Origin of the sequence: Polaribacter sp. Asnod1-A03 (genome assembly GCF_045063585.1) — a bacterium.
GTDB lineage: Bacteria > Bacteroidota > Bacteroidia > Flavobacteriales > Flavobacteriaceae > Polaribacter.
The window spans coordinates 2,769,397-2,794,581 of record NZ_JBEFOE010000009.1 but is presented as its reverse complement, the minus strand read 5'-3'; the positions used below and the strand labels follow the sequence as shown (position 1 = coordinate 2,794,581).

General features: G+C 30.3%; 21 protein-coding genes. 7 read left to right on the top strand and 14 right to left on the bottom strand.

Annotation, left to right across the window (positions count from 1 at the left end; translation table 11 throughout):
- Window positions 1–30: 30 nt before the first annotated feature.
- Window positions 31–1,260: a 3-phosphoshikimate 1-carboxyvinyltransferase gene (locus ACJJVY_RS12585; protein ID WP_405609180.1), complete on the bottom strand. Its 1,230-nt coding sequence runs from the start codon at window positions 1,258–1,260 to the stop codon at window positions 31–33.
- A 56-nt stretch (window positions 1,261–1,316) separates the two neighbouring features.
- Between ACJJVY_RS12585 and ACJJVY_RS12580 the strand changes: the two genes are divergently transcribed.
- Window positions 1,317–4,421 carry a WD40/YVTN/BNR-like repeat-containing protein gene (locus ACJJVY_RS12580; protein ID WP_405609177.1) on the top strand — a complete coding sequence of 1,035 codons (3,105 nt, stop codon included), beginning with the start codon at window positions 1,317–1,319 and terminating at the stop codon, window positions 4,419–4,421.
- Between the two features lie 45 nt (window positions 4,422–4,466).
- On the opposite strand, the gene ACJJVY_RS12575 is transcribed toward ACJJVY_RS12580, so the two are convergent.
- From ACJJVY_RS12575 to rsmG, 3 genes are read right to left on the bottom strand one after another with little or no spacing between them, the layout of a single operon-like run.
- On the bottom strand, window positions 4,467–4,748 hold the full coding sequence (locus ACJJVY_RS12575; protein WP_405609174.1) for a hypothetical protein: 282 nt from the start codon (window positions 4,746–4,748) through the stop codon (window positions 4,467–4,469).
- Window positions 4,748–5,074: a nucleotide pyrophosphohydrolase gene (locus ACJJVY_RS12570; protein ID WP_405609171.1), complete on the bottom strand. Its 327-nt coding sequence runs from the start codon at window positions 5,072–5,074 to the stop codon at window positions 4,748–4,750. Before ACJJVY_RS12570 ends, ACJJVY_RS12575 begins: the two co-directional genes overlap by 1 nt.
- A 45-nt stretch (window positions 5,075–5,119) precedes the next feature.
- Window positions 5,120–5,746, bottom strand: coding sequence for a 16S rRNA (guanine(527)-N(7))-methyltransferase RsmG (gene rsmG / locus ACJJVY_RS12565; protein WP_405609168.1), 627 nt, complete (start codon window positions 5,744–5,746; stop codon window positions 5,120–5,122).
- Between the two features lie 119 nt (window positions 5,747–5,865).
- Here rsmG and ACJJVY_RS12560 point away from each other — a divergent pair, with 119 nt between their 5' ends.
- The 4 genes from ACJJVY_RS12560 to ACJJVY_RS12545 all read left to right on the top strand — a co-directional run bounded on the left by ACJJVY_RS12560 (window position 5,866) and on the right by ACJJVY_RS12545 (window position 9,409).
- Window positions 5,866–6,957, top strand: coding sequence for a fatty acid desaturase family protein (locus ACJJVY_RS12560; protein WP_405609165.1), 1,092 nt, complete (start codon window positions 5,866–5,868; stop codon window positions 6,955–6,957).
- A 22-nt stretch (window positions 6,958–6,979) separates the two neighbouring features.
- A complete protein-coding gene (locus ACJJVY_RS12555; protein ID WP_405609162.1) occupies window positions 6,980–8,167 on the top strand; it encodes a pyridoxal phosphate-dependent aminotransferase in 1,188 nt (395 codons plus the stop codon).
- Window positions 8,168–8,267: 100 nt separating this feature from the next.
- Window positions 8,268–8,603 (top strand): n-acetylglutamate synthase, encoded by a 336-nt coding sequence (locus ACJJVY_RS12550; RefSeq protein ID WP_405609159.1) that lies wholly within the window; start codon window positions 8,268–8,270, stop codon window positions 8,601–8,603.
- A 191-nt stretch (window positions 8,604–8,794) separates the two neighbouring features.
- Window positions 8,795–9,409 (top strand): deoxynucleoside kinase, encoded by a 615-nt coding sequence (locus ACJJVY_RS12545; protein WP_405609156.1) that lies wholly within the window; start codon window positions 8,795–8,797, stop codon window positions 9,407–9,409.
- Between the two features lie 91 nt (window positions 9,410–9,500).
- On the opposite strand, the gene ACJJVY_RS12540 is transcribed toward ACJJVY_RS12545, so the two are convergent.
- The 3 genes from ACJJVY_RS12540 to ACJJVY_RS12530 are packed head-to-tail and all read right to left on the bottom strand — an operon-like array spanning window position 9,501 to window position 11,099.
- Window positions 9,501–10,340 carry a mechanosensitive ion channel family protein gene (locus ACJJVY_RS12540; RefSeq protein ID WP_405609153.1) on the bottom strand — a complete coding sequence of 280 codons (840 nt, stop codon included), beginning with the start codon at window positions 10,338–10,340 and terminating at the stop codon, window positions 9,501–9,503.
- Window positions 10,330–10,527, bottom strand: coding sequence for a hypothetical protein (locus ACJJVY_RS12535; protein WP_405609150.1), 198 nt, complete (start codon window positions 10,525–10,527; stop codon window positions 10,330–10,332). The genes ACJJVY_RS12540 and ACJJVY_RS12535 overlap by 11 nt, the downstream gene beginning before the upstream one ends.
- A 2-nt stretch (window positions 10,528–10,529) precedes the next feature.
- The gene (locus tag ACJJVY_RS12530) at window positions 10,530–11,099 is read right to left on the bottom strand and encodes an RNA polymerase sigma factor (protein WP_405609147.1); all 570 of its coding nucleotides are present in this window, start codon (window positions 11,097–11,099) and stop codon (window positions 10,530–10,532) included.
- A gap of 411 nt (window positions 11,100–11,510) precedes the next feature.
- Between ACJJVY_RS12530 and rpe the strand changes: the two genes are divergently transcribed.
- Together rpe and ACJJVY_RS12520 are read left to right on the top strand one after the other, a co-directional pair.
- Entirely contained in the window at window positions 11,511–12,167 is a 657-nt protein-coding gene (rpe, locus tag ACJJVY_RS12525) for a ribulose-phosphate 3-epimerase (protein ID WP_405609144.1), read from the top strand.
- A complete protein-coding gene (locus ACJJVY_RS12520) occupies window positions 12,168–13,517 on the top strand; it encodes an exonuclease domain-containing protein (RefSeq protein WP_405609141.1) in 1,350 nt (449 codons plus the stop codon).
- A gap of 88 nt (window positions 13,518–13,605) precedes the next feature.
- On the opposite strand, the gene ACJJVY_RS12515 is transcribed toward ACJJVY_RS12520, so the two are convergent.
- The 7 genes from ACJJVY_RS12515 to ACJJVY_RS12485 form a co-directional block, all read right to left on the bottom strand.
- Complete coding sequence (locus ACJJVY_RS12515) at window positions 13,606–16,311, bottom strand: M16 family metallopeptidase (RefSeq protein ID WP_405609138.1); 2,706 nt, start codon at window positions 16,309–16,311, stop codon at window positions 13,606–13,608.
- A 163-nt stretch (window positions 16,312–16,474) separates the two neighbouring features.
- A complete protein-coding gene (locus ACJJVY_RS12510; protein WP_405609135.1) occupies window positions 16,475–18,181 on the bottom strand; it encodes a trypsin-like peptidase domain-containing protein in 1,707 nt (568 codons plus the stop codon).
- A gap of 255 nt (window positions 18,182–18,436) precedes the next feature.
- Window positions 18,437–19,567: a redoxin domain-containing protein gene (locus tag ACJJVY_RS12505; protein ID WP_405609132.1), complete on the bottom strand. Its 1,131-nt coding sequence runs from the start codon at window positions 19,565–19,567 to the stop codon at window positions 18,437–18,439.
- A gap of 246 nt (window positions 19,568–19,813) precedes the next feature.
- Window positions 19,814–21,193 (bottom strand): TlpA family protein disulfide reductase, encoded by a 1,380-nt coding sequence (locus tag ACJJVY_RS12500; RefSeq protein ID WP_405609129.1) that lies wholly within the window; start codon window positions 21,191–21,193, stop codon window positions 19,814–19,816.
- An 82-nt stretch (window positions 21,194–21,275) separates the two neighbouring features.
- Entirely contained in the window at window positions 21,276–22,655 is a 1,380-nt protein-coding gene (locus ACJJVY_RS12495) for a TlpA family protein disulfide reductase (RefSeq protein ID WP_405609126.1), read from the bottom strand.
- A gap of 63 nt (window positions 22,656–22,718) precedes the next feature.
- Window positions 22,719–23,582, bottom strand: a complete 864-nt coding sequence (locus tag ACJJVY_RS12490; RefSeq protein ID WP_405609123.1) for a hypothetical protein — start codon at window positions 23,580–23,582, stop codon at window positions 22,719–22,721.
- 70 nt (window positions 23,583–23,652) lie between these two features.
- Window positions 23,653–25,185: a RagB/SusD family nutrient uptake outer membrane protein gene (locus tag ACJJVY_RS12485; protein ID WP_405609120.1), complete on the bottom strand. Its 1,533-nt coding sequence runs from the start codon at window positions 25,183–25,185 to the stop codon at window positions 23,653–23,655.

Here is a 25,185-nt window from a genome sequence, read left to right as displayed (position 1 = left end):
TAGGCGTTGTCAAGTGTTTGCCTATATAATTTAAAGTTTATCTATTTTAATACCAATTTGTTGCATGTCTTCCCAAAATTTTTGAAATGATTTTGTTACAACTTCTGCATTTAAAATATTAATTGGAACCTTAAAAGCCAAAGGTGCAAAAGCCATTGCCATTCTATGATCATTATAAGTTTTTATAGAAATATTTGAATTTATTTTTGATGAAACCTCTAAATGCAAACTCTTTTCTGTTACAGTAATATTTGCTCCTAAGTTAGATAATTCATCATGTAAAGCAACCAATCTATCTGTTTCTTTAATTTTTAAAGTATGTAAACCTGTTAAGTTACAAGCAACTCCTTCTGCAAAACATGTTACAGCAATTGTTTGCGCAATATCTGGTGCGTTTTTTAAGTCGATTTCTAATGTTTCTTTTTTAGTTTTACTAACTTTTTTTAAGGTGATAAAATTATCGCCAAAAGTGGTTGTTACTCCAAAATGTTTATAAATTTCTGCTAAGCAAGAATCTCCTTGTAAGCTTTCTTTTTTGTATGCTGATAATTGAATTTCTGATCCTATTTCTGATAACGTAACAATTGAATAAAAATAACTTGCTGATGACCAATCTGATTCTACAACCACAATTTGATTTTCTATTGATTTTTTTGGAAGAACTTTTATAATATTTTCTTCAAAACTAGTTTCAATTCCTAATTGATTCAATAAACTTAAAGTCATGTTTATATAAGGAACAGAAGTAATTTTACCAATCAATTCTATATCTAAACCGTTTTCTAATTTTGAAGCGATTAATAACAATGAAGAAATATATTGGCTACTAACATTACCATTAATTTGTACTTTATCTGTAGTAATATTTGTTCCTTTAATTCTAATTGGTGGATACCCAACTTTATCTTCGTAAAAAATATCGGCCCCTAATTTTTTTAAAGCATCAACTAAAATTTCAATAGGTCTGTTTTGCATTCTTTCAGAACCTGTTAACACAACTTCTCTACCTTCTTTTACTGCAAAATAAGAAGTTAAAAAACGCATCGCTGTACCTGCATGACCAATATTTACTAATTCTTCATCTGTAGATAAAGCATGTTGCATATGCACAGAATCATCTGAATCCGATAAATTTTCTATAGAAATTTCTGGAAATAAATTTTGTAGAATTAACAATCTATTCGATTCACTTTTAGAACCAGAAATAGTTATTTGTTCATTAATCTTTTTATTTGCTACTACATTTAACAATATGTCCATTCTAAAAATTGATTTTATTTCTTACTTTTAAATCTCTAAACTTACAACTAACCAACATGAAAAAAATTATTTTTCTGGCAATTTGCATCTTCTTTTCTGTAAATGCCAAAGTTAATGCACAAAAAAAATCTACCAAAGTTTCTGATGAATATTTTAGCGCAATAAAATGGCGAAATATTGGTCCTTTTAGAGGAGGAAGAAGTGCTGCTGTAACAGGTGTTTCTGGCAAAGCAAACCTTTTTTATATGGGTGCAACTGGTGGTGGAGTATGGAAAACCACAGATGCTGGTAATACTTGGCAAAATATTTCTGATGGTTTTTTTGGAGGTTCTGTAGGTGCTGTGGCTGTTTCTGAATCTGATAATAATGTAATCTATGTGGGAATGGGAGAAAAAACCGTTCGTGGAAATGTTTCTTCTGGTGATGGAATTTGGAAATCTGTAAACGCTGGTAAAACATGGAAACACGTGGGTTTAAAAAACTCAAGACACATTCCTAGAATGCGCATTCACCCAAAAAATTCTGATATTGTTTTTGCAGGAGTTATGGGAGATCTATATAAACCTACTCAAGAACGTGGCGTTTACAAGACTACTGATGGTGGCGAAACTTGGCGAAAAGTATTGTTTTCTAATGAAGATTCTGGAGTTGTAGATTTGGTGATCGATCCAAATAACCCAAGAATTTTATATGCCACTACTTGGAATATCAGAAGAACTCCTTACAGTCTGTCTTCTGGTGGTGATGGTTCAGCACTTTGGAAAAGTACTGATGAAGGTGAAACTTGGACAAACATATCAACAAATAAAGGCTTACCTGATGGAATTTGGGGTATTGCTGGAGTTACAGTTTCGCCAGTAAATTCTGATATTGTGTATGCTTTAATCGAAAATAAAAAAGGTGGAGTTTATAAATCTACTGATGCTGGTAAAACTTGGAAGCTTATAAACTCAGAAAGAAAATTAAGACAACGAGCTTGGTATTACACACGTTTGTATGCAGACACACAAGATGAAGATATTTTATATGTTTTAAATGTTCGTTATCATAAATCTACGGATGGAGGAAAAACCTATAAAACTTACAATGCACCTCATGGAGATCATCATGATTTATGGATTGCACCAGAAGACAACCAAAGAATGATTATTGGTGATGATGGTGGTGCTCAAATCTCTTTTGATGCGGGCGAAAACTGGAGCACAATGAACAATCAACCTACAGCGCAATTTTACAGACTTGCTACTGATAATCATTTTCCTTATCGAATTTTAGCAGCACAACAAGACAATTCTACTGTAAGAATTTCTCATAGAACTGGAGGCAGATTTATTACTGAATCTGATTGGACTTCTACTGCAGGTGGAGAAAGTGCGCATATTGCTGTAGACCCTTTAAATGATGATATTGTTTATGGTGGAAGTTATGGTGGTTTATTAACAAGAGTAAATCATAAAACCAACGAATCTCGTGCAATTAATGTTTGGCCAGATGACCCTATGGGGCATGGAGCAGAGGATTTTAAATATCGTTTTCAGTGGAATTTCCCAATTTTGTTTTCGCCAAATAATAAGAAAAGATTGTATGCTGCTTCTAATCATTTACACGTAACTGAAGATGAAGGACAATCTTGGCAATTAATTAGTCCAGATTTAACAAGAAACGATCCAAAAACGTTAGGCCCTTCTGGAGGGCCAATTACCAAAGACAATACAAGTGTAGAATATTATGGAACTATTTTCGCAGTTGCAGAATCTCATTTAGAACCTGGTTTAATTTACACGGGTTCTGATGATGGTTTGGTACACATCACTAAAAATAATGGCGAATCTTGGGACAACATCACACCTAAAAAAATGCCAGAATGGATGATGATAAACTGTATCGAAGTTGATCCTTTTACAAAAGGTGGTGCTTACATTGTAGGTACAAAATATAAATCTGGCGATTATAAACCTTACATCTACAAAACAGAGAATTACGGAAAATCTTGGGAGTTAATTGTAAACGGAATTGCAAATGAAGATTTTACAAGAGCTTTAAGAGCAGACCCTAAACGTAAAGGTTTATTATATGCAGGTACAGAAAAAGGCATGTATATTTCTTTTGATGATGGTAAAAACTGGCAAACTTTTAAACAGAATTTACCAATTGTACCAATTACAGATTTAGCCATTAAAGATGATAATTTAATTGCAGCAACTCAGGGTCGTTCTCTTTGGATTATTGATGATTTAACCCCTTTACATCAATTAAATATATCTAAAAAAGAAGATGTAATTTTATACAAACCTAAAGATGCATATAACTTATCTGGTGGTAGAGGAAGAACTTCTAGAACTGCAGGAACAAATCATTCTGGCGGTGTAAATATCTATTATTACATAGATAAATTGAAGGAAAAAGATGTAGCTTCCATTTCTATTTTTGATGCCAATGATAACTTAATTAAAAAATTCTCTACAAAACCTGATAAAGAAAAGAAAGAAGAAAAATTAAATATAAAAGAGGGTAACAATGTTTTTAACTGGAATATGATGTATGATGGAGCAGAATCTGTAAAAGGAATGATTTTATGGTGGGCTTCTTTGTCTGGCCCGATGGCTTTACCTGGAAACTATAACGTTGAATTGGCTATCAATGATGTAAAAAAATCTCAAAATTTTACGATTATAAGAAACCCAATCTCTGAAGTTTCTGAAAGTGATATGAAAGCTCAATTTGATTTTATTAATGACATCAATAAAAAAATGACGGAAATTCATAAAGCTTTAAAGAATGTTGCTAAAATTAAAAGTCAAGTTGGTTTGTTAAAAAAATCAATCAAAGACAAAAAGAAACACAAAGACTTAATTGATTTTGCTGATAAATTAGTAAAAGATATTACTGTTGTAGAAGAAACATTATATCAAACAAAATCTAAAAGCGGGCAAGATCCTTTAAATTACCCTATTAGATTGAATAATAAATTAGCACATTTAAATTCGTTAACAAGAACAGGAAATTATGCTCCAACCAATCAAGCAATCGAATTTAAAAATGAAATTACTAAAGAAATAGATTTAGAGTTAGCCAAACTGTATTCTTTATTTGATAAAGGTGTAAAAGAATTAAACACAAAAGTAAAAGAAAGTAATATTGATTTAATTCAACTGGATTAAATCAATATTTAAAACAGAAAAAAAGCGACTTAAAAGTCGCTTTTTTTATTTCATTTTCATGCTAGTTATGTAAAAAGCATATATAAAACTGAAAAAGATTTTATATGCAAAAAAATCTTGCCATTTATCATCTGCAAAATTATCTTTTACAACAGTTTTAAAATCTCCAGAAAAGATTGCTGATGAACTACTCACTAATAAAGAAACAATAGTAACAATCAGAAAAAACGGAACTGCAACTTTTGCTAAGTTTACCCAAAAAACCTTTGTTTGCATTCTGGCATAAATAATTCTAGCACCTTCTTTAAAATTATTAATAAAACTCATTATTTCAACTTTTCGTTATTATGATGGCGATCGTGATCTCTCTTAGTCTTAATATCTAATTTCTTTTCGAAAGCATCTTGTAAATCAATTCCTGTTTGGTTTGCCAAACATAAAACTACAAATAACACATCTGCTAACTCTTCGCCTAAATCTTTATTTTTATCAGATTCTTTTTCACTTTGTTCTCCATAACGTCTTGCTATAATACGTGCAACCTCACCAACTTCTTCTGTTAATTGCGCCATATTTGTAAGCTCGTTAAAATAACGGACCCCGTGATTTTTAATCCAATCGTCTACTTGTTTTTGTGCGTTTTCTATATTCATTTTTTCTAATCTAAAAATATTGAAAAGTTTATTTTCTCTTAAAAGCTATTTGTATTTCATCCCTAAATGAACCACTTTTTTAGTCTCAAAAAAATCTTCTTCAAAATAATCTGGTAAATCATAAATTGTAGCAGAGGTATACAGTTTTAATTCTTCTGATAAATCACCTCCTTTTAAATAAAGAATTCCGTTTTTTAAATCGTGGTTTTGTTTTTTAGCAATTTTACCTTTATTCCAACGTACAAAAGTTTCCATTTGTGCTACTGCTCTACTTACAATAAAATCGTATGTATCTTTTACCTCTTCTACTCTACCATGAGTTGTTTTTACATTTTCTAAACCTAAACCAGCTACAACTTCATTTACTACTTTTATCTTTTTACCAATAGAGTCTACCAAATGAAACTGAGTTTCTGGAAAAAGAATCGCCAAAGGAACCCCAGGAAAACCACCGCCAGTACCAACATCCATTACTTTTGCTCCTGCTTTAAATTGCATCACCTTTGCAATCCCTAAAGAATGTAAAACATGACGCAAATACAGTTCATCTATATCTTTTCTAGAAACTACATTTATTTTTAAATTCCAATCTTGGTATAAATCTTGTAATTTAGAAAATTGAGCTATTTGAGTTTCTGTTAAATCTTTAAAATATTTGTGTATTATTTCCATTAAAAAAAGTATCAGCCGCAAAAATAGTTATTGTTAACAAACAATTAGCAACAAAAACTAACGTTTATCATATAATGCAACCACAAAATGCATATTTTTGCATTTCATATACTATATAAATGAATACAATAAACTTTTCGAGAGTAGATAAAGCTAAATTCTTTAGAACTCTTAATAAAAGAGTAAATACCTATTTTAAAGAAAATAATATTAAAAGAACCGGTAATTGGAAGCTATACTCTAAAGCCGTAATTATGTTTTCTTTATTTCTAATTCCTTTTATTTTAATCTTAACCGTTTCTATGCCTCAATGGGTAATGGCTATTTTAATGGTTGTTACAGGTGTTGGAATGGCAGGAGTTGGAATGAATGTAATGCACGATGCCAACCACGAATCTTTTTCTAAAAGAAAATGGGTTAACAAATTAATGGGAAGCAGCATTTATATTTTAGCTGGTAATGTTTATAATTGGAAAGTACAACACAATGTTTTACATCACACTTTTACAAATGTAGAAGGTCATGACGAGGATATTGATGCTGGTAGAATTATCCGTTTTTCTTTACATTCTAAATGGCTAAAAATCCATAAAATTCAAAAATATTATTCCATATTTTTATACGGACTATTAACTATTAACTGGGCTATCACTACAGATATTAAGCAAATGCACCGTTATTTAAAACGTAAATTATCTTATGGTAAATTTCCTAACCCAAAAATGGAATGGACTAAATTAGTAATTTCTAAAATTGCCTATTATGCACTTTGGATAGCTTTACCAATTTTAGTTTTAGATATTTCTTGGTGGAAAGTTTTAATTGGCTTTTTTGTAATGCACTATACTGCCGGTATGATTCTAAGTTTGGTTTTTCAATTAGCACATATTGTACCTAATACAGAAATGCCAATTCCTGATAAAGATGGTAATTTAGAACACACTTGGGCAGTCCATCAATTATACACAACATCTAACTTTGCGCCTAGTAACTGGTTAGTAAATTTCTATACAGGTGGTTTAAATCATCAAGTTGAACATCATATTTTTCCACACATTTCTCATGTACATTATGATAAATTAGCTAAAATTGTAAAAGAAACTGCTAAGGAGTTTAACTTACCTTATAATGAATACGAAACTATGCGTAAAGCCATTATAGAACACTTTAGACATTTAGGAGTTTTAGGTCAACAACCTGAATTAGCATAAAATAACAACAACTAACAGTAAAATGAAACATCCATTATCGGACAGAATTAACAGCTTGCCATCATCTCAAACATTGGCAATGGCTGCTAAAGCAAGAGAGCTAAGAGCAGAAGGAAAAGACATTATTGGTTTAAGCTTAGGAGAACCTGACTTTAACACACCAGACTTTATTAAAGATGCTGCTATAGAAGCTATTAATCAAGATTACAATTCTTATACACCAGTAGATGGTTATGGAGAATTAAAAGAAGCTATTTGCACAAAATTTAAACGTGATAACGATTTAGTTTATACACCAAATCAAATTGTGGTTTCTACAGGTGCAAAACAGTCTATTGCAAACATTGCACAAGTTTTATTAAACCCTGGTGACGAGGTTTTATTACCTGCACCTTATTGGGTAAGCTATTCTGCAATTGCTACTTTATGTGAAGCAAAATATGTAGAAATCCCTTCTTCTATAGAAACGGATTTTAAAATTACGCCAGAGCAATTAGAAGCAGTAATTACACCTAAAACAAAAATGATTTTCTTTAACTCGCCAAACAATCCTAGTGGAACTATTTATAGCGAAGCAGAGTACAGAGCATTGGCAGAAGTTTTAGAAAAACACCCACAGATTTACATCTTATCAGATGAAATCTATGAACATATAAATTACGATACAAAACCTTTTAGTTTTGCTGCTATAGAAAGTATGTACGACAGAACCATTACTGTAAACGGTTTAGCAAAAGCATTTGCAATGACTGGTTGGAGAATAGGTTATATTGGCGCACCAGAATGGATTGCTAAAGCTTGTACAAAAATGCAAGGACAAATTACATCTGGCACAAACTGTATTGCACAAAGAGCTGCAATTACTGCTGTTCTAGCACCAGTTTCTAAAATTCAATTTATGGTTGATGAGTTTAAAACTCGTAGAGATATCATTATTGGATTGTTAAGAGAAATAGACGGATTTAAAGTAAATGTACCAGAAGGTGCTTTTTATGTTTTTCCTGATGTTTCTGCATTTTTTGGTAAAACAATTGATGGAGTAAAAATAGAAACTGCAAGTGATTTTTCTTTATTCATCTTAGAAAAAGCAAATGTTGCTACAGTAACTGGTGATGCTTTTGGTACACCAAACTGTATTAGAATTTCTTATGCAGCTTCTGAGTTACAAATTAGAGAAGCTATTAAAAGAATTAAAGAAGCTTTAAGCTAACTTTAAGGCATATTTATTTATTAAAAAATCCATCTTTTTTAAGGTGGATTTTTTGTTTAATATTGTTTGATACAACTACTTTTTAAAGTCAACAAAAAATATGAATTACAATAATAAAAAGTTTAGACCTATTAAAAATTCTGAAAATGGAGAAACAACTTCAGAAACTATTTTCGAATACAAACAAACAGGAAACATTCTTGCATCTAAGTATTTTGGTGGACAAATTATTAGTGGCCATTTAATAGGTTTGGTTGATGATAATGGAAATATTGAAATGCGTTATCATCAAGTTAATACAAAAAATGAATTAATGACAGGAATTTGCTTTTCTAAACCAGAAATTACCAAAAATGGAAAAATAAGACTGTACGAAACTTGGCAATGGACTTCTGGAGATAAAACAAGCGGAGAATCTATTTTAGAAGAAATTTAAAAAAAATATTACAGTATATTAAAAATCAACAAATTAAAATACAAATTACTATAAATATGGATGATATTTTAAAATATATTTATAACTGATATTTATAATATCTATTTACAAATCTATTGGTAAATACATTTCTGTTTAGATTTTTTACTACCTTTATCGCACCTATTTTTAATTTTTATAGATAATAATATATGCACGTTGCAATTGCAGGAAATATTGGTGCGGGTAAAACCACATTAACAAAACTTTTAGCCAAACATTTTAAATGGAAACCACATTTTGAATCTGTTGATGAAAATCCTTATTTAGATGATTTTTACACAGAAATGGAACGTTGGTCATTTAATCTTCAGGTATATTTTTTAAATAGTCGTTTTCGTCAAGTTTTAGAATTAAGAGAGTCTGGAGAAAATATTATTCAGGATAGAACTATTTATGAAGATGCTCATATTTTTGCGCCTAATTTACATGCAATGGGCTTAATGACAAATAGAGATTATAGCAATTATACATCTTTGTTTGAACTAATGGAAAACTTGGTAAAACCACCAGATTTATTAATTTACTTGCGTGCAGATATTTCAACTTTAGTTGGTCAAATTCATAAACGTGGTAGAGATTATGAAAACTCTATTAGTATTGATTATTTAAGTAGATTAAATGAACGTTATGAAGCTTGGATTTCTACCTATACTAAAGGAAAGTTATTAGTTATTGATGTTGACAATTTAGACTTTGTAACAAACCAAGAAGATTTAGGCTATATAATAGATAGAATTGACGCCCAGATTAACGGGTTATTTTAAACTAAAAATATCTTAAAACTAAAAAGAGATCGTTAACTCGATCTCTTTTTTTTACATAATAAATACACACCCCCAAACTGCATATCGTATTCTAATCAATTATTTCAACTTTGCTATCTACTATTTCTTTTATAGGCAATATCACTTTACCTTTTGTAGTCATTAATACAACACAAATATTATCTACATTATAAACTACACCTTCTAAACCGTTGACAATAATCTTATCTCCTTCTTGTATATTTTTTCTTGAATAAAAACCAAATAATAACCTTTTTATAACATCTCTGGCCCCTAAACCAAAAGCAATTGTAAAAGAAGCTAAAATTGCTCCAAGAATTATAGATAAATTACTAGTAATTAAATCTGTATTAATTCCTGCCTGATTAAGAGCAGTAACACTTACTATTATACTAATTAGATAAAAAGAAATATTACCTACTAAATTTCCTCCTGTAATTTCTAATGATTTAAACATAGAGATTAGTGCCTTTTTAACCAAGTTAGCAACATAAATACCAACTGCAAAAATAATTAGAGCACTTATTAATTTTGGTAAATAACCTATTAAGTTACTTAATTGCTCAGATACCATTCTTAAACCCAATAACTCTGAACCAATTATTATAAAAACAAGGATTAAAATCCATTTTATGGATGAAATAATTATTTTAGTTGGCTGAATTTTTAAAGAAGATTCTCCAAAAATTTCATCTACATGCAACTTTTCTGGCAAGCTATCTATTTTGGTATAACCTAATGCTTTTCTAACAATAAATAATAGAAATTTTATTAATAACCACCCTATTACCAAAAAAAGGATGCCCCTTAATAATTGAGGTAAGAAGTCTAAAAAATTATTCCAAAGATTTTGTAAGAAACTAAAATCTAAATCAGAGTTAAATGCAGTAAATAGTAATTTATTTGTCATTATTTTTATTTTTTTTCTTAGAAGTGTCAATACTCAATAAGCTTCCAACTGTATCAGGGTATTTTACTAAAAACAGATCTGCAATATCTAACGTTAATTTAATAGCGTCAATATCCCCTAAAATTTTTTCTTTTAGAACATCTGGCACACCATGATGATGTATTATTTTCTTAAAGGGATTATCCATAACTACAACTCTTCATAAGTTTTTAGAACTTTCTGTTTGGCTCTTTTAATTCTCATTTTAACAGCACTCTCACCAATCTTTAAAAATTCTTGAATCTCTCTAATAGTCATATCATCTTGATACTTCATTAAAAGAATCATTTTTTCTGATGGATCAATCAATGTTAAAACTTTTGCTAATTTTTCTGATTTTAGCTCAAACAATGTAGCATCATCAATATCATCATATACGCTTTCATCTTTTATCTCATCTGTAACAACCGTAATTTTTTCTTTTTTCTTGTGTGCATTTCTTTGAACATAATTTACACAGAAATTATATGTAAAAGAATACAACCACGTAGAAAATTTAGAATTACCTTTAAAAGTTCTTAATTTAACAAATAATCGAATAAAAACATCATGCGTTAAATCTTCTGCCTCTTCTTTACTTTTTGAAAAACCATAACACTTATTGTATACAACTTTAGAAAACCTATCATATAAAACTGCAAACAAATGTGTATTATTTGTTTCTACAATTTTAAAGACTAAATCTTCGTCACTTAAAGTTTTTACGCTAACTGCTTTCAATTTTATATTTTTATGACACAAAAGAACTTAATAAGTCACAGTTTTGGCAAAAAAAAGGTTAATGAGAAGATTTATATCGGTGAATGGTTAAAAAGTTACTTTTTACAAAATATCTTTATAAAATTAATTATAGATTTATTACTTTAATTCTTAAAAAAATAAAAACTTTTTACAAAAATAACCTACATACAAGTATTAATCTATTTTTTAAAGAAATACATTATTATGCAAATAACATCCAATAAAGCTTAGTAGTTTTTAAGTACGTATTTTCTTATATATACAAACTTAATATAAACATATTATTTCATACTTTTTTAGTTGTTAAGAATTAATCATTAGTAGACAAACTACAAATAATGTTTTGTCTTCCATTATACTTACCTTTGCAAAAAACACAACAACAAAATAATGAGTAATTTAATTGCACCTTCAATTTTAGCAGCAGATTTTGCCAACTTACAAAGAGATATCGAAATGGTAAACAATAGTGAAGCAGATTGGTTTCATATTGATATTATGGATGGTGTTTTTGTACCAAATATTTCTTTTGGAATACCAGTTTTAAAAGCAATATCTAAACATGCTACAAAAACTATTGATGTACACTTAATGATTGTTAATCCGGATCAATACATACAAACATTTGCAGATTTAGGCGCAAATATTTTAACGGTACATTACGAAGCTTGTACACATTTACACAGAACAATACAAGCTATAAAAGCAACAGGAATGAAAGCCGGAGTAGCCTTAAACCCGCATACACCAATTGCCGTTTTAGAAGACATTATTGCAGATTTAGACTTGGTTTGTATTATGAGTGTAAATCCTGGTTTTGGCGGACAATCTTTTATAGAAAACACCTACAAAAAAGTGAGTCAATTAAGACATTTAATCGAATTTACAGAGTCTGATTGCCAAATAGAAATTGATGGAGGAGTTACCAATCAAAATGCAAACAAATTAATAGAAGCTGGTGCCAATGTTTTAGTGGCAGGAAGTTATGTTTTTGGTGCGGAAAACCCAACTGAAACTATTGCTGACTTAAAAAATATTATAGAATAATTGCTGTATACAGTAGTAGACATAGAAACCACAGGAAATGGATATAAAGGTTCTAAAATAACCGAAATATCCATTTTTGTTTTTGATGGAAAAACCATTGTTGATGAGTTTACTTCTCTAGTAAATCCGGAACAAAATATCCCAGCATTTATAACCAATCTTACAGGCATTACAAATGCAATGGTAAGAAATGCACCTAAGTTTTATGAAATAGCTAAAAAGGTAACCGAGATTACCAAAGACACTATTTTTGTGGCACATAATGTCAATTTCGATTACAACATTATCCAAGAAGAATTTAAAAATTTAGGCTTCGATTTTAAACGAAAAAAACTATGTACTGTTCGTTTATCAAGAAAAATAATACCAGGTTTAAGTTCTTATAGTTTAGGCAATATTTGTACAGTAGAAAACATCCCTATTAACGGAAGACACAGAGCAAAGGGAGATGCAGAAGCTACTACCGAATTATTTAAAAGGTTAATAGAAAGAGATGATAATTTTACTATTAACTCCTTTTTAAACCCAAAATCTAGACAAGCTACTTTACCTCCACTTTTAGATAAAAAAACTGTTGATAATTTACCAGAAACTTTTGGTGTTTACTACTTTAAAAACTTAGCTAAAGAAGTAGTTTATGTTGGTAAAGCTAATAATATAAAACAGCGCGTTATCAGTCATTTTTATGATAAAAAGAAAAAAGAGCAAACCATGTGTATGGAAACTGCCGATATTTCTTTTACAAAAACAGGTAGCGAGTTGTTAGCGCTTTTACATGAATCTGCAGAAATAAAACATATTTATCCAAAATTTAATAGAGCACAAAGAAGAGCCAACGAAGCTATTGGATTGTTTTCTTACGAAGATCAAAAAGGAATTATTCATTTAGCATATAATCGCCTAAAATTGATTTCTAATCCCATGATGAAATATTACAATGTTTCTGAAGCAAGAAATCATCTGGAACTTTTATGTAAAGAATTTGAATTGTGCCCTAAATATTGTCATTTACAGACAAATGTTACTAGCTGTTTTCATCATCAAATTAAAGAATGTAAGGGTATTTGCTGCGATAAAGAATCTGTAGAGGAGTATAATAAAAGAGTACAAAAAGCTATAAAATCAATTGGAATTGGTGCCGAAAACCTAGTTATTAAAGAAACTGGAAGAACCCAAAACGAAATAGGTTTTGCTTTAATTTTAGATGGAATTTATCAAGGTTTTGGTTACATAGACAAACAACAATCTGAACAGTTAGAAACCCCAGAAGATTATCAGTTTTTTATAGAACCTAAAAAAGACAACAAAGACATTCATAGAATTATTTCTTCATACTTAAAAAAGAAATAATAATTATCAATAAATACGATAAAAAAAGAGCAATTCTTACGAATCACTCTTCTTCAATTTTTACACATTAAAAAAACCTGGCTTATAATTATTTGAGTGGTTTAATTATAATCTCAGCTTTATCCCCGCCATTAATTACTTTATTCGCCATGTCTACAATATCGTTTATAGAAATGCTATTAACAATATTTTCGAAATTTTTAGGATCATTCATATCATAACCTTCACGATAAAAATTAGTGAGCACACTCATTTCGTATTGATTATATCCCTTTGTTTGTTCACGTTCTTTTAAAAGGTTAGAGATGGTTTTTTTAAAATCATTTTCATTTATTTCTCCTGCTACTATTTTACCTAGTTCAGCATAAACCATTGCTATTAATTTATCTGCTTTTTCTGGATCACAATCAAAACTAACAGTAAGAGTCGCCTGTTGTACAGGTCTTTTAGATAAATCGGCCGAGGTACTTGTGCCATAAGTTCCTCCTTCTTGCTCTCGCAATGTTTCCATACATCTAAGCTGAAGAACATCTCCAAAAGCACTCATTACCAAGGCATTTTTTAGAGAGTAGTTTACATCGTTTTTATAGGTAATACTTACTGATGTTTTTGGATTTTCCATTTCAAAAAACAAATCTTTTTTAATAGTTTTATTTAACCATTCTACAGAATTATTTTTATAGTTTTCCTTTTCTTTTTTAGTTGGAATACTAGCAATATAGTTTACCAATAAAGGTTTTAATTGATTTATAGAAACATCTCCAACAATAAAAAACTCGAAATCTGAAGCGTTATTAAAACGTTCTTTATAAATTTCCTGAATAGTCTCAAAAGAAATAGATTCTATGTATTCTTTATTAATCAACGGTTTCTTAGGATTATTTTTACCGTAAAACGTTACTAGTATACTATCTTTTATTTTTTGACCTAAACTCTCTCTTCTACGAACGAGTCGGTTTTGTAAATTAGCCATTTGAACATCAAATACCTTCTTATCAAACCTAGGTTTAACAAATCTTAAATGTACCATTTGCAACATAGTTTCAACATCTTTAGTTGATGACGAGCCTGAAACAGATTCAGTAAGACGAGAAAGAAACAAGCCTGTTCTTGCTGATTTACCGGCAAGTACTTTAGAGAGATCATTTCGAGGATAATCTCCCAAACCAGATCCTGAAACTAAACCATTCATGTAAGTAGCAGAAGCTAAATGAGCATCTTCAATCAACGAAAGTCCTCCATAACTTAATGCTCTTAACTGTACATCATTCTTAGTTTTATTGGCAAATTTATAATGCACTTTAATTCCGTTATTTAATATAAACGTGGTAGCACCTGTTGCCTTATTTTTATTTTCTGAAACTATATTTCCTTTTTTTATTTTCAAATCACCTAATAATGTTTTTCCACTAAACTCATCTTCATACGCAGTAAGTGTTATATCGTTTTCTGCCGCAAAAATAATTTGTAACGCTTCTTCTTCCGTTAGGTTTTGTTCACCTTCCACAGCTGTAACTGTAATGTACCTATTTTTAGTAGTATAAAGTGATTTAAGCTTTAAATGTGCATCTTCTAAGGTAAGTGTATTAAAAAGTTGCTTAGCAATAGTATAATCTTTTGCAACATCCTTCATTCTAGAGTTTTCTAAATAATTTTTTTGAATCATGTTCTCTATATTTCTATGAGAAATGCTCTCTATTTTAGAGATTTGATTCTCATAAGAATTCTTATACCTCGTAATAGCTCTATCAAGTTCACCTTGTGTAAACCCAAATTTTACAGCACGATTTACTTCTTTTAGAGCCATTTCAAAAGCAGCTTGCTGTTTGTTTACTTTTGGTGATATAGATAAACTAAATGCATTTGTGCTTCTAGAAAGATCATTGTTGTTAAGATAAACCCTAAGTAAAGGTGAGTCTTGATCATCATTCAATTCGCCCAAACGAATAGAAAGCATTGTAGTTACTATACTTCTTAATAAACTCGATTTTAAATCGGCTACCGTTTCTTTTCCCTTATTTTTAGAATGTCTTATTCCAAATTCTATAGATGTTGATTTAACCTCTGGATCCATAGCAGAACTAAACATCAAAGCTTCATTTTCAGGAATACTAACAATAAAGCGTTTTCGTGGATTTTCAACAGCTGGAATTTCAGAAAACAACTTTTCTATTTTTTCCTGAACCTCATCTACATTTATATCTCCAATAATGGCGATAGCTTGTAAATCGGTTCTATACCAATCATGATAAAAATCTCTTAAAGCCTTGTGTTTAAAATTATCAACTACATCCATCTTACCAATAGGCATGCGCTTTATATAAATACTGTTATTATACATCGTAGGCATATGTTTTTCATAAATCCTCATATAGCCGCTTTGGCGTGTTCTCCACTCTTCTTTAATAACACCGCGCTCTAAATCAATTTCTTCATCTTTTAAAGACAAAAAATTTGCCCAATCATGAAGTACTAATAAGCAATTATCTATAAGTTCCTGAGTTGCAGGAATGTTATTCATATTATACACGGTTTCTTCAAAACTTGTGTAAGCATTAATATCTTTACCAAAAGATGCGCCATGTTTTTCAAGCTTATCTGTTATGCCTTTATCCGGAAAATTTTCGGTACCATTAAAAGCCATATGCTCTAAAAAATGAGCTAACCCTTGTTGATCTTCATGCTCTAATACAGAACCTACATTTTGAATTATATAGTAACTCGCAGCATCTTTTACAACGTCTGTCTTGTAGATATAATAAGTTAAACCATTAGGTAGTATACCTTTTTTCACCTTAGTATTTTCAGGTAATGGATTATTGAGATTAATATTTTGCGCCAGTAAACTAATGCTAAATAAAAAGGCAAATATTATTGTTATTTTTTTCATTAAATTATTTTTTTAATATATAGTTTATTAATTCCGAATTTATATCTAGATTACCTTGTAATGCGGTTTAGTTAGATAAAATGAAATCTATTTTTTTAACACTTTCTAAAACAACATCTATAGGAATAGCAAATGAACTCGTTCTGTTTACTTTAGCTATATTTATGCCAATAACACGTCCTTTAATATCTACTACAGGTGTACCTGTTTCGTAGGCTTCTATAGGCATATCATGTGTAAACGCTTCTGTAAAACCACTTTTACGCTCACTGATATCAACATTGTAACCAATGTGTCTACGTTTTATTCTTTCAGGGTCTTCTTTTAACAATTCTAAATCTAACACTACCTCTTTTTCTTCCCTTAATACGGTAACCTTTATTTTTTGATGAACTTTAGTCGTTTTTAAAAAAGAAAAACGCTCCTTACCATTTTCAATTTTTGTATCATCAAGTTTAAGAATAATATCACCTCTTTTTAATCCTCCTAAAATAGCTGCTCCATTATCAAAAATACCAAAAACTCTATTTGTAAAAGTAATAGCAGCTCCTATAGAACCCATTGGATCTGGAGCTGCAGCAATTTTTCTAACAGGTGCACTGATAACTCCAGAGTAATTGACTCCCTCTTTAAAACTAGCCGTTCCAATTAATCTTCCAATACTAGTATTATTTTTTTTAGGAATATTTATAGCTTCAAGTCTATTTCCTTTTATTTGCATAACAATCAAATCATTAGAATCATCAATTCCTACTATTTTTGCAGGAACTATAGTACCGTTGTACAACTCACATGTTATTTCATCTTTATTTACTTGAGATGCTTTAGCTACAATATAGCCTTTGGAATTAATAATAGTTCCATAGGTTTTTACTTCCTTATCGTTTATGATACTCTTAATATTTACAACAGATTTATAAATCTTCTTTGCTGACTTAGCAATACGCTTAGTTAATGCTTCTTTACCTCCTTTTAGTGAAAAAGATTTCTCTATGATTGGTGAAGATACAACCTCGCTGTTTTTAGGAAACTGAGCCTCTTTGGGTTTTCTTAAGTTGAAAGTTTCTCCCTTTATTAATTTATCCCAATTTTCTTTTACCGGGTCTATAGGCACATAAAAATTATCTTTCATTGAAGGGGCGATATGGCTACAAAGGCCTATTAGCTTACCATCTAAATCTACCAAAGGCCCTCCAGAATCTCCAGGCATCATGATGCAACTTGTCTTTAAAAAGCCTCTTTCTTTAACTCCCTTATAAAAACCTATTCGCATTAATGCAGGCCTATCAGGTTGATATCCATTAGAATGCCCAAACATCAAGCAAGCTTCATCATTTCCTAAATTGGCCGACGAACCCAATTCCAAATAATTCCAAGTACCTGGCTCTACTATTTTTAAAAGCGCATAATCTCCTTTTATATCTTTCCCTAAATGCTTTGCTGTATATGTAGAACCATCGCTCATAGTAATACTACTTTCGTTTTTTTGAACTCCTAACACCACATGCGTAGCCGTTAAAATATATCCGTCTTCAGAAATTAAAACCCCTGTAGCACCATTGTTTATTGTAACCGTACTTTTTAATACTTTTTTATATATTTTTTGAATATTCTTTTCTAAACTTTTTATTTTAGAATTAGAATTATCAAAAGAAGAACTGGTAAAAACAGCTTGATTTTCTTTTTTAAAGTCAAGATTTGGCGTTTTAAAAGATTGTAAAACTAAAACTATGAAAGTTGCTACAATTATTAATGTACTTTTTGTTTTTTGCATTTTATAAGTTGCTATATTTTGTATTTAATGATAATAATATTCTGTAATTAAAAACACTGTTTTAAACTGTGGAACTGCTTAATAAGCATAGGAATTAATATTTAACCTTGTAAATTATTATTAGTTAAACATTTGATGCGTTATACATCTTTATTTTTTTAATTTTTACATTCCTTTTTAATGCACCTCATCAATAATATAATGAGGTGTTTGGTTATATGATAATCAAAGTCTGCGTGCTGTATTCCAAGAATATTACTCTTCTAAAAGCAATTCTTTAATTTTGGCTTCTAATTCTTCCCCTTTAAGGTTTCTTCCAGCTACCACTCCATTTTTATCAATTAAAATAGTGGCGGGTATCATAGTTACAGAAAACACTTTTGAAGATGGACATGCCCATTCTTTTAAAGAAGACGCTTGATCCCAAGTGATATATTCATTTTTCTTTAAAAATTCACGCCATCTGATTTCATCCTTATCATAAGATATGCCTAAAACTTCCAAACCTTGTGGACCAAACTCTTTATATATTTCCCCAATATGCGGCATGGCCTCAATACAAGGCCCACACCAAGTTGCCCAACAATCCACTAACAACACCTTACCTCTATATTCATATAAGGTAGTTTGTCCGCCATCTATAGAAGGGATCGAAAAATCGTTAGGTGTACCTCCAACAAAAGATCTTTTTATTTCCTCTACCTCACTTTTAAACACCTCTGCTTCCTTAGAAGCTTTAATATTTTCAGATAAATTATGAAATGCTTTTTCCACCGACGGGAGTGGGTCATATCTTAACATATAATTTTTTATATAGAAATACGTTCCATAACTATTAGGATAATTAGATAATGTATCAATGACTTCTTGTATAAAATTTTCGTCTAATTTTTGACGTGCTTTTACTAACTCATCATCACTAATTTTATTTTCTCTATTGGCCACCACCAATCTATTAGTTGCCCTACCCCATACGGTTCTCCTCTTGCTATAATTAGCCTTAAGCTTAGCATATACTGCATCTTCTTTAGCTCTCTCTACCTCGAACTTAAACGGCTTATTAAACTTTGTTATCGAATCTTGCCAAACAGTTACATTAACAATTGTATCTTCAATAATAAAATCTTCCTTATATTTTGTACCTACAATTGATAATCTTGCCTCTTTTATCTCTCCATATGAATCACCGGTAAAAGAAAACTTACCATTGCTGTCAACACGCGCAGAGTCAATAACTTTTATAATTCTTTGATTAGAAAGCTCTTCTAATAGTAATTGTTTTCCAATTCCTTTTTCAAAAACTCCATTTATGACATAGCGAGAAGGCTCTTCTTCATTACAAGCAAGGAATAATAAAGCCAATAAAAATACAAGTATATTTTTCATATTATAATTATTTAAATACAGTTTCTGAATATTCACTTCAAGGTTTTAGCCTTTTTGTGCATTTAGCACAAACCACATCTATTACTATTTAGTTTGTTTTTTTTGTAATTACTTAATTAGTTACTGTTTTAAAAAAGCAGATAATCACAATCAAGATATTTCTTATCTAAAAAATATCTTGATTTTGTGATGTGACTATTAAAACAACAGTGAATGAGCAGTAATAAACTATAAACTCGGTGTTATCTATATATTTAACTCTTTAAATAGATTTAACAACTCCGGATTTGATGGTTTTGGTGCATTAGGAGAAATAATTACTCCATTTGGATCTATAAGAATAAAGCGTGGAATGGATTTAATATTATAATCTAATACAAATTGCGATTTAAAAGACTTATCTGCCATTATTTGTATTCCTCCAAGTTTTTTATCTACAACCATTTCTTTCCACTTATCATGATCTTTAGCATCATCAACAGAAATACTTAAGAAACTTATATTTTTACCATGATATTCTTTTTCAATACGTTGTAAATCTGGAAGTTCCTTAATACATGGTCCACACCAAGTTGCCCAAACGTCAATAAAAATATATTTCCCTTTAAGATCATCTAGAGATAATGTTCCTCCTGAATGCTTTTCATAATTAATAAATTTAGGAGATGGTTGCCCCTTATTTACGCGCATTAAGTCATTATATATTTTAGTGATTACAGCATTATTCTCTTCATTAGTAGAAGCATCTATAAAAATTCGGTAAAACTCCTGAAAATCTATAGTTTGATATAAATCATACTCTGCTTTACTGAAAATAAGATCGTTTTTAATAGTTTGATTTGGGATGGTCGAATATATCGTGATAGCTCTTAAACCATACTCAAGGGTATCCGCTCTATGTAAAATATTTATTTTCTTAGTGTAATAACGTTTCACCATTTCCTGGTACGCACTAGAAAAGTAAAAATCTACATCATTATTCAAATCCACTCCTTCTAACTCAGCTAAAAAACTCTCAGAGGGCTTATAACCTCGCTTTCTAGCCCATTGTCTATGATAGCCATAAGCATAGCGCTCTAATTCATTTAAATATTCGTAATTAAGATTACGCTTTTCTAAGGTTTTAAATGCAGTTGTTATACCTTGTGTAGTATCTAATCTCTCATTTAGAGCATTTTCTATTTCCTTAAATTTTGCTTTAAAATCTGGTTCCTCTAACTTATAAACCGCTCTATCTTTTGTTTTAAGAGCAGCCTCCTTTTTATTTTTAAAAAGTATATAATTTGTAGTTTCGGCTCCTTTACCTGAAACCTCAATAGAACTATTGAAATATTTAGCGTCTGCAGTAAGGTTAATAGCATTACCTTTATTCAAATAGATACTCATTCTGTTTTTACCAGCAATAAGTTCGTAAAGTCCAGGACCTGCATTAATAGTATCTGTAAAAACACCATTTGACTCCATAGCAATCTCTTTTTCAAAAGATTTATCTGATTTTACCAAAGTGACTTCTTTAGCTTTAAGATTATTTATTTTTCCTGAAATTAAAGCATATTCTACTGGAGCTGTTTTGGAGCATCCCACAAGTATTAAGAGTAGTCCGAAACTTATGATTATTTTTTTCATTTTATCAATTATTATATTCAGTTTTTTAATAATATTGGTAATTTTCAATGCCCAAAATTATTAATACTATTAGTAAATTAATTTAAATATTTAGTTCGTTAAATAACTCTATCAACTCTGAACTTGAAGGACGTGGTGCATGTTTATCCACTATTTTTCCATCTGGATCTATTAATATAAAACGGGGTATTGATGTAATAAAATAGTCTTTCAAGAATTTAGATTGAGCAGCTTTGTCAGCCATCAATTGGATGCCTCCCAACTCTTTATCTACAATCATTTTTTTCCACTTATCATAATCCTTTGATGCATCTATAGAGATACTTAAAAAATTAATGTTCTTACCGTGATATTCTTTTTCAATACGTTTTAAATCTGGTATTTCTTTAATACAAGGTCCACACCAAGTTGCCCAAACATCTATATAAGTATATTTTCCTTTAAGATCATCTAATGATAAAGTACCGCCAGCATTATTTTCATAATCGGTAAACTTAGGAGACGGCTGGCCTTCATTAATGCTTTTTAGTTGATTATAAACAGTGGTGATTTTAGCATTATTTTCTTCATTGGTTGATGCATTAATAAAAACTGGATAATAGTCTTCAAAACTTTCTGTCTTAACCATTCCGTATTCGGCACCAGAAAATATAAGTTCATTTTTAATGGTTTCATTTGGAATAGTTGCATGAACTTTCACTTTAGCTAAATAATAGTCAATCGAATCTTTTTCAGATAGCTCTCTAATTTTAACCACATAATATTCTATTATTAATCGTTTATATACATCAGAAAGTATAAAATCTTCTTCGTTATTTATATTTAAACTATTAAATTCCTCTAAAAAACGATCAGAAGGTATATAGTCTGGCTTCTTTGCCCAACGACCGTGATAACCATTTGCATATCTTAATAATTCTAATAAGTACTTATAATTAAGATTGCGTTTTTCAAGGATTTTAAATGCAGGCTCAATACCTTTTACAGTATCTATCACTCCATTTAATATTGTATTTATATCTTTAGTTTTATTTTTAAATTCATCTTCTTCTAGTGTATAAAAAGCTTTATTACTTCCTTTGAGTGCTGCTGTTTTTTTATTTTTATATTGAATATAATTATTAATTTCGGCACCCTTACCTGAAAAATTAAGTGACCTTTTGAAGTCTTTAGCATCTGCAGTAATGTTAACTAAACTTCCATTCTCTAAATAAACACTTGTTCTATTTTTATCAACATTTAGTGTAAATAGTCCAGTTTTAGTCTTTAAAGTATCTGTAAAAGTTCCGTTTGCTGCTATAGCGATTTCTTTACTAAAAGATCGATCACTTTTTGTTAAAGTTATTTCTTTACTATTTACATTATCTATTTTACCTGTAAATATTGCATAGTCTACTGGAGTTTTTTTTGAACAAGCTATAAGGTTCAAAAGCAGTAAGCCTTTAAATATTGTTTTTTTCATTACTTTATTTTAAAAAAAGCCTCCATTATTAGGAGGCTTTATATGTTAATTACTCACATTAATTTAAATACCAACTGACTGCCATTGCGTTGAAAACGCTTCTAAGTCCATTCCTAAATCATTTTCCATAGATTCAATTACAATATCATATTTAGCCTTAATAAGAGGTTTTGTATCTAACCAAAGGTCTCTTTCTGCCTTTGGTCTAGAAATGATCCATACAACATATGACTCCCAATCTTCATGAGGTTTAAGTGAAATAGATATAGGCCCCCAAGGATGAACAAATCCAGCATCTGTAGCTCCTTCTTCATCATATTCTGTTGCTGATGTGTAAAATGGAACACTGTAAAAAGTGTACTGCCTATAAATATCCCCAGAAATACTACTAAACTCTTCAGGAATATCATAATAATTATCAAAATATGCATAAAAATAAGCGAAAAGCAGCATTTCCTTAGTTAATGATAGGTTGAATTCAAAAGTATTATTTACATTAGAAAGTATTTGTGTACCCTGTATATTGTAATAAAGAATATCTCTACTATAACCATAGGCATTGAGTTGCTCAGCCGTACTAGACGGAAACCCATTACCAACAAGGATCCATCTTCTAGCAAACTGAAGTTCTCTATAATCACTAAATAAGTCGAACATTTCATCAATTAACTTTAAGAAAACTACAGCCCTTTCTTCATCTGCTGCTATTATGCCATCTCCAAACCTTGATGCTAAAGATATTGCTCCATACTCTGTTTGAAGCGCCTCTTCGCCTTCAAGATCATAATACATGTGTAATTCATGCTCTTCTAGAAAGCCATAAGCAAGTTGGCTAGCTTCAGTGGTTCCTTCCTCAATAAGCGGATACGGAACTTTACCGTCGAAATCAGAACTAATAATTTCTTCGCTTTCACATGCTGTAAACAAAGCAATTAATAATGATAGTGATATAAATTTTATTATAAATTTCATAAGTTTTGTTTTAAGTTTTAATTGACTACCTAGGCGCTCTCATTATATCAGGGTTTGCCTCAAGTTCATTTTCTGGAATCTGTAATACATACCTAGGATCATCTTGCAATAAAGTACCTTCAATAGTAATATCACCATTATAACCTACTCTAGTCATACCTGGGCGTGTAGTACGTTTTAAATCAAAGAAACGATGTCCTTCAAAACAAAGTTCTCTTCTTCGCTCATCGTATATATAATCAATAAGAGTTTCTTGCGTAAAACTTCCAACAGTTAAATCTGTATAAAAAGAAGGTTCAATTTTTTTAACTCTAATGGCATTAAGATCGTTTATAGCTAATTGTAAATCTCCGTTTTTAGCATAAGCTTCTGCTCTATTCAATAAAACCTCTTCTACTCTAAGTACTCGACTATATCCATCAAAAGTAGTCGGTTGATAACGTCCAAAAAAGCTCGTGGTTGATCTGTTTTTTAATGTAACCAATTTTTGAAAAGGTATACCGCTTACAACCCTATCTAGTATAGCTAAAAAATAGTATCTTCTTATATCACCTTCTTCATACAAATCTTCTAACTCTCTATTTACAGAGAACGTTGTGTAGGTAGGATAAAAGTTTACCAATGGTATATTTTCTGTAACACCATTGACAAAGAAGATATTGCTGTTATCGGCATCTAAATAATCTGGACCAACTCTTAATGAAGCCCATTCACTGTAATTATCTTCATTAAACATATCTGTTAAACCAGTTATATCATTAACTGTATTGTTGACATCTAACACATTACTAGCAGCTTCAATTGTTGCATCCCAATCTTGCATATATAATGCTACTCTAGATTTTAGAGCTCCTGCACTCTCTGCATTGAACTGAATTTTAGAAAATTTCTCAATATTGTTAGTTTCCATTAAGCTAACTGCATTGTCTAAATCTGATGCCATTAAACTGTATACTTCTTCTACTGTAGCTCGAGGGTACGCTTTATCTTCTGCCCCTGTAGAGAAATTAATAGGCACTCCAAAATCTGAACTTGCCGTAGCCGGGTCGTAATGCTGCCCATATAAATTAACTAAATAGAAATATGAAAAAGCTCTTAAAGCATAGGCTTCTCCTTTTAAATTATCTTTATAATCTTGCATATCATCACCAAGGGTAACAGATTCTGCATCATCTATTCTAGTGATAACCAAATTGGCATAGTAAATACTTTCATACAACCTTGCAAATGCAATATCTTGCCCCAATGTTGTCTCGTGTGTGGTTTCAAATAGGTATGCACTCATGTAAGCATCACCGTTAACTATATCACGTGCTCTATCTTCCAACTTTAAATCTACATCATCACCAAGTGCTTCAAGATATGGCATGATTCTTTCTTTTGTTACATATCCATAATTTAAAAGTTCTCTATAATCAGTAACTGTTGTTGGGTTCAATTTATTTTGAGGAACTTCTTCAAGATAGCTTTCGCATGATAGCGCACCAAAAACAAGTAGCACCATCAAAGTTATTTGAAATATTTTATATCTATTTTTCATTTTATTCTTAATTTTCAT

Excerpts from the sequence above, each read along its gene's own strand:
- ACJJVY_RS12585 (WP_405609180.1), bottom strand. The coding sequence starts at position 1,260 with ATGGACATATTGTTAAATGTAGTAGCAAATAAAAAGATTAATGAACAA.
- ACJJVY_RS12580 (WP_405609177.1), top strand. The coding sequence starts at position 1,317 with ATGAAAAAAATTATTTTTCTGGCAATTTGCATCTTCTTTTCTGTAAAT.
- ACJJVY_RS12575 (WP_405609174.1), bottom strand. The coding sequence starts at position 4,748 with ATGAGTTTTATTAATAATTTTAAAGAAGGTGCTAGAATTATTTATGCC.
- ACJJVY_RS12570 (WP_405609171.1), bottom strand. The coding sequence starts at position 5,074 with ATGAATATAGAAAACGCACAAAAACAAGTAGACGATTGGATTAAAAAT.
- rsmG (WP_405609168.1), bottom strand. The coding sequence starts at position 5,746 with ATGGAAATAATACACAAATATTTTAAAGATTTAACAGAAACTCAAATA.
- ACJJVY_RS12560 (WP_405609165.1), top strand. The coding sequence starts at position 5,866 with ATGAATACAATAAACTTTTCGAGAGTAGATAAAGCTAAATTCTTTAGA.
- ACJJVY_RS12555 (WP_405609162.1), top strand. The coding sequence starts at position 6,980 with ATGAAACATCCATTATCGGACAGAATTAACAGCTTGCCATCATCTCAA.
- ACJJVY_RS12550 (WP_405609159.1), top strand. The coding sequence starts at position 8,268 with ATGAATTACAATAATAAAAAGTTTAGACCTATTAAAAATTCTGAAAAT.
- ACJJVY_RS12545 (WP_405609156.1), top strand. The coding sequence starts at position 8,795 with ATGCACGTTGCAATTGCAGGAAATATTGGTGCGGGTAAAACCACATTA.
- ACJJVY_RS12540 (WP_405609153.1), bottom strand. The coding sequence starts at position 10,340 with ATGACAAATAAATTACTATTTACTGCATTTAACTCTGATTTAGATTTT.
- ACJJVY_RS12535 (WP_405609150.1), bottom strand. The coding sequence starts at position 10,527 with ATGGATAATCCCTTTAAGAAAATAATACATCATCATGGTGTGCCAGAT.
- rpe (WP_405609144.1), top strand. The coding sequence starts at position 11,511 with ATGAGTAATTTAATTGCACCTTCAATTTTAGCAGCAGATTTTGCCAAC.
- ACJJVY_RS12510 (WP_405609135.1), bottom strand. The coding sequence starts at position 18,181 with ATGCAAAAAACAAAAAGTACATTAATAATTGTAGCAACTTTCATAGTT.
- ACJJVY_RS12505 (WP_405609132.1), bottom strand. The coding sequence starts at position 19,567 with ATGAAAAATATACTTGTATTTTTATTGGCTTTATTATTCCTTGCTTGT.
- ACJJVY_RS12500 (WP_405609129.1), bottom strand. The coding sequence starts at position 21,193 with ATGAAAAAAATAATCATAAGTTTCGGACTACTCTTAATACTTGTGGGA.
- ACJJVY_RS12495 (WP_405609126.1), bottom strand. The coding sequence starts at position 22,655 with ATGAAAAAAACAATATTTAAAGGCTTACTGCTTTTGAACCTTATAGCT.
- ACJJVY_RS12485 (WP_405609120.1), bottom strand. The coding sequence starts at position 25,185 with ATGAAAATTAAGAATAAAATGAAAAATAGATATAAAATATTTCAAATA.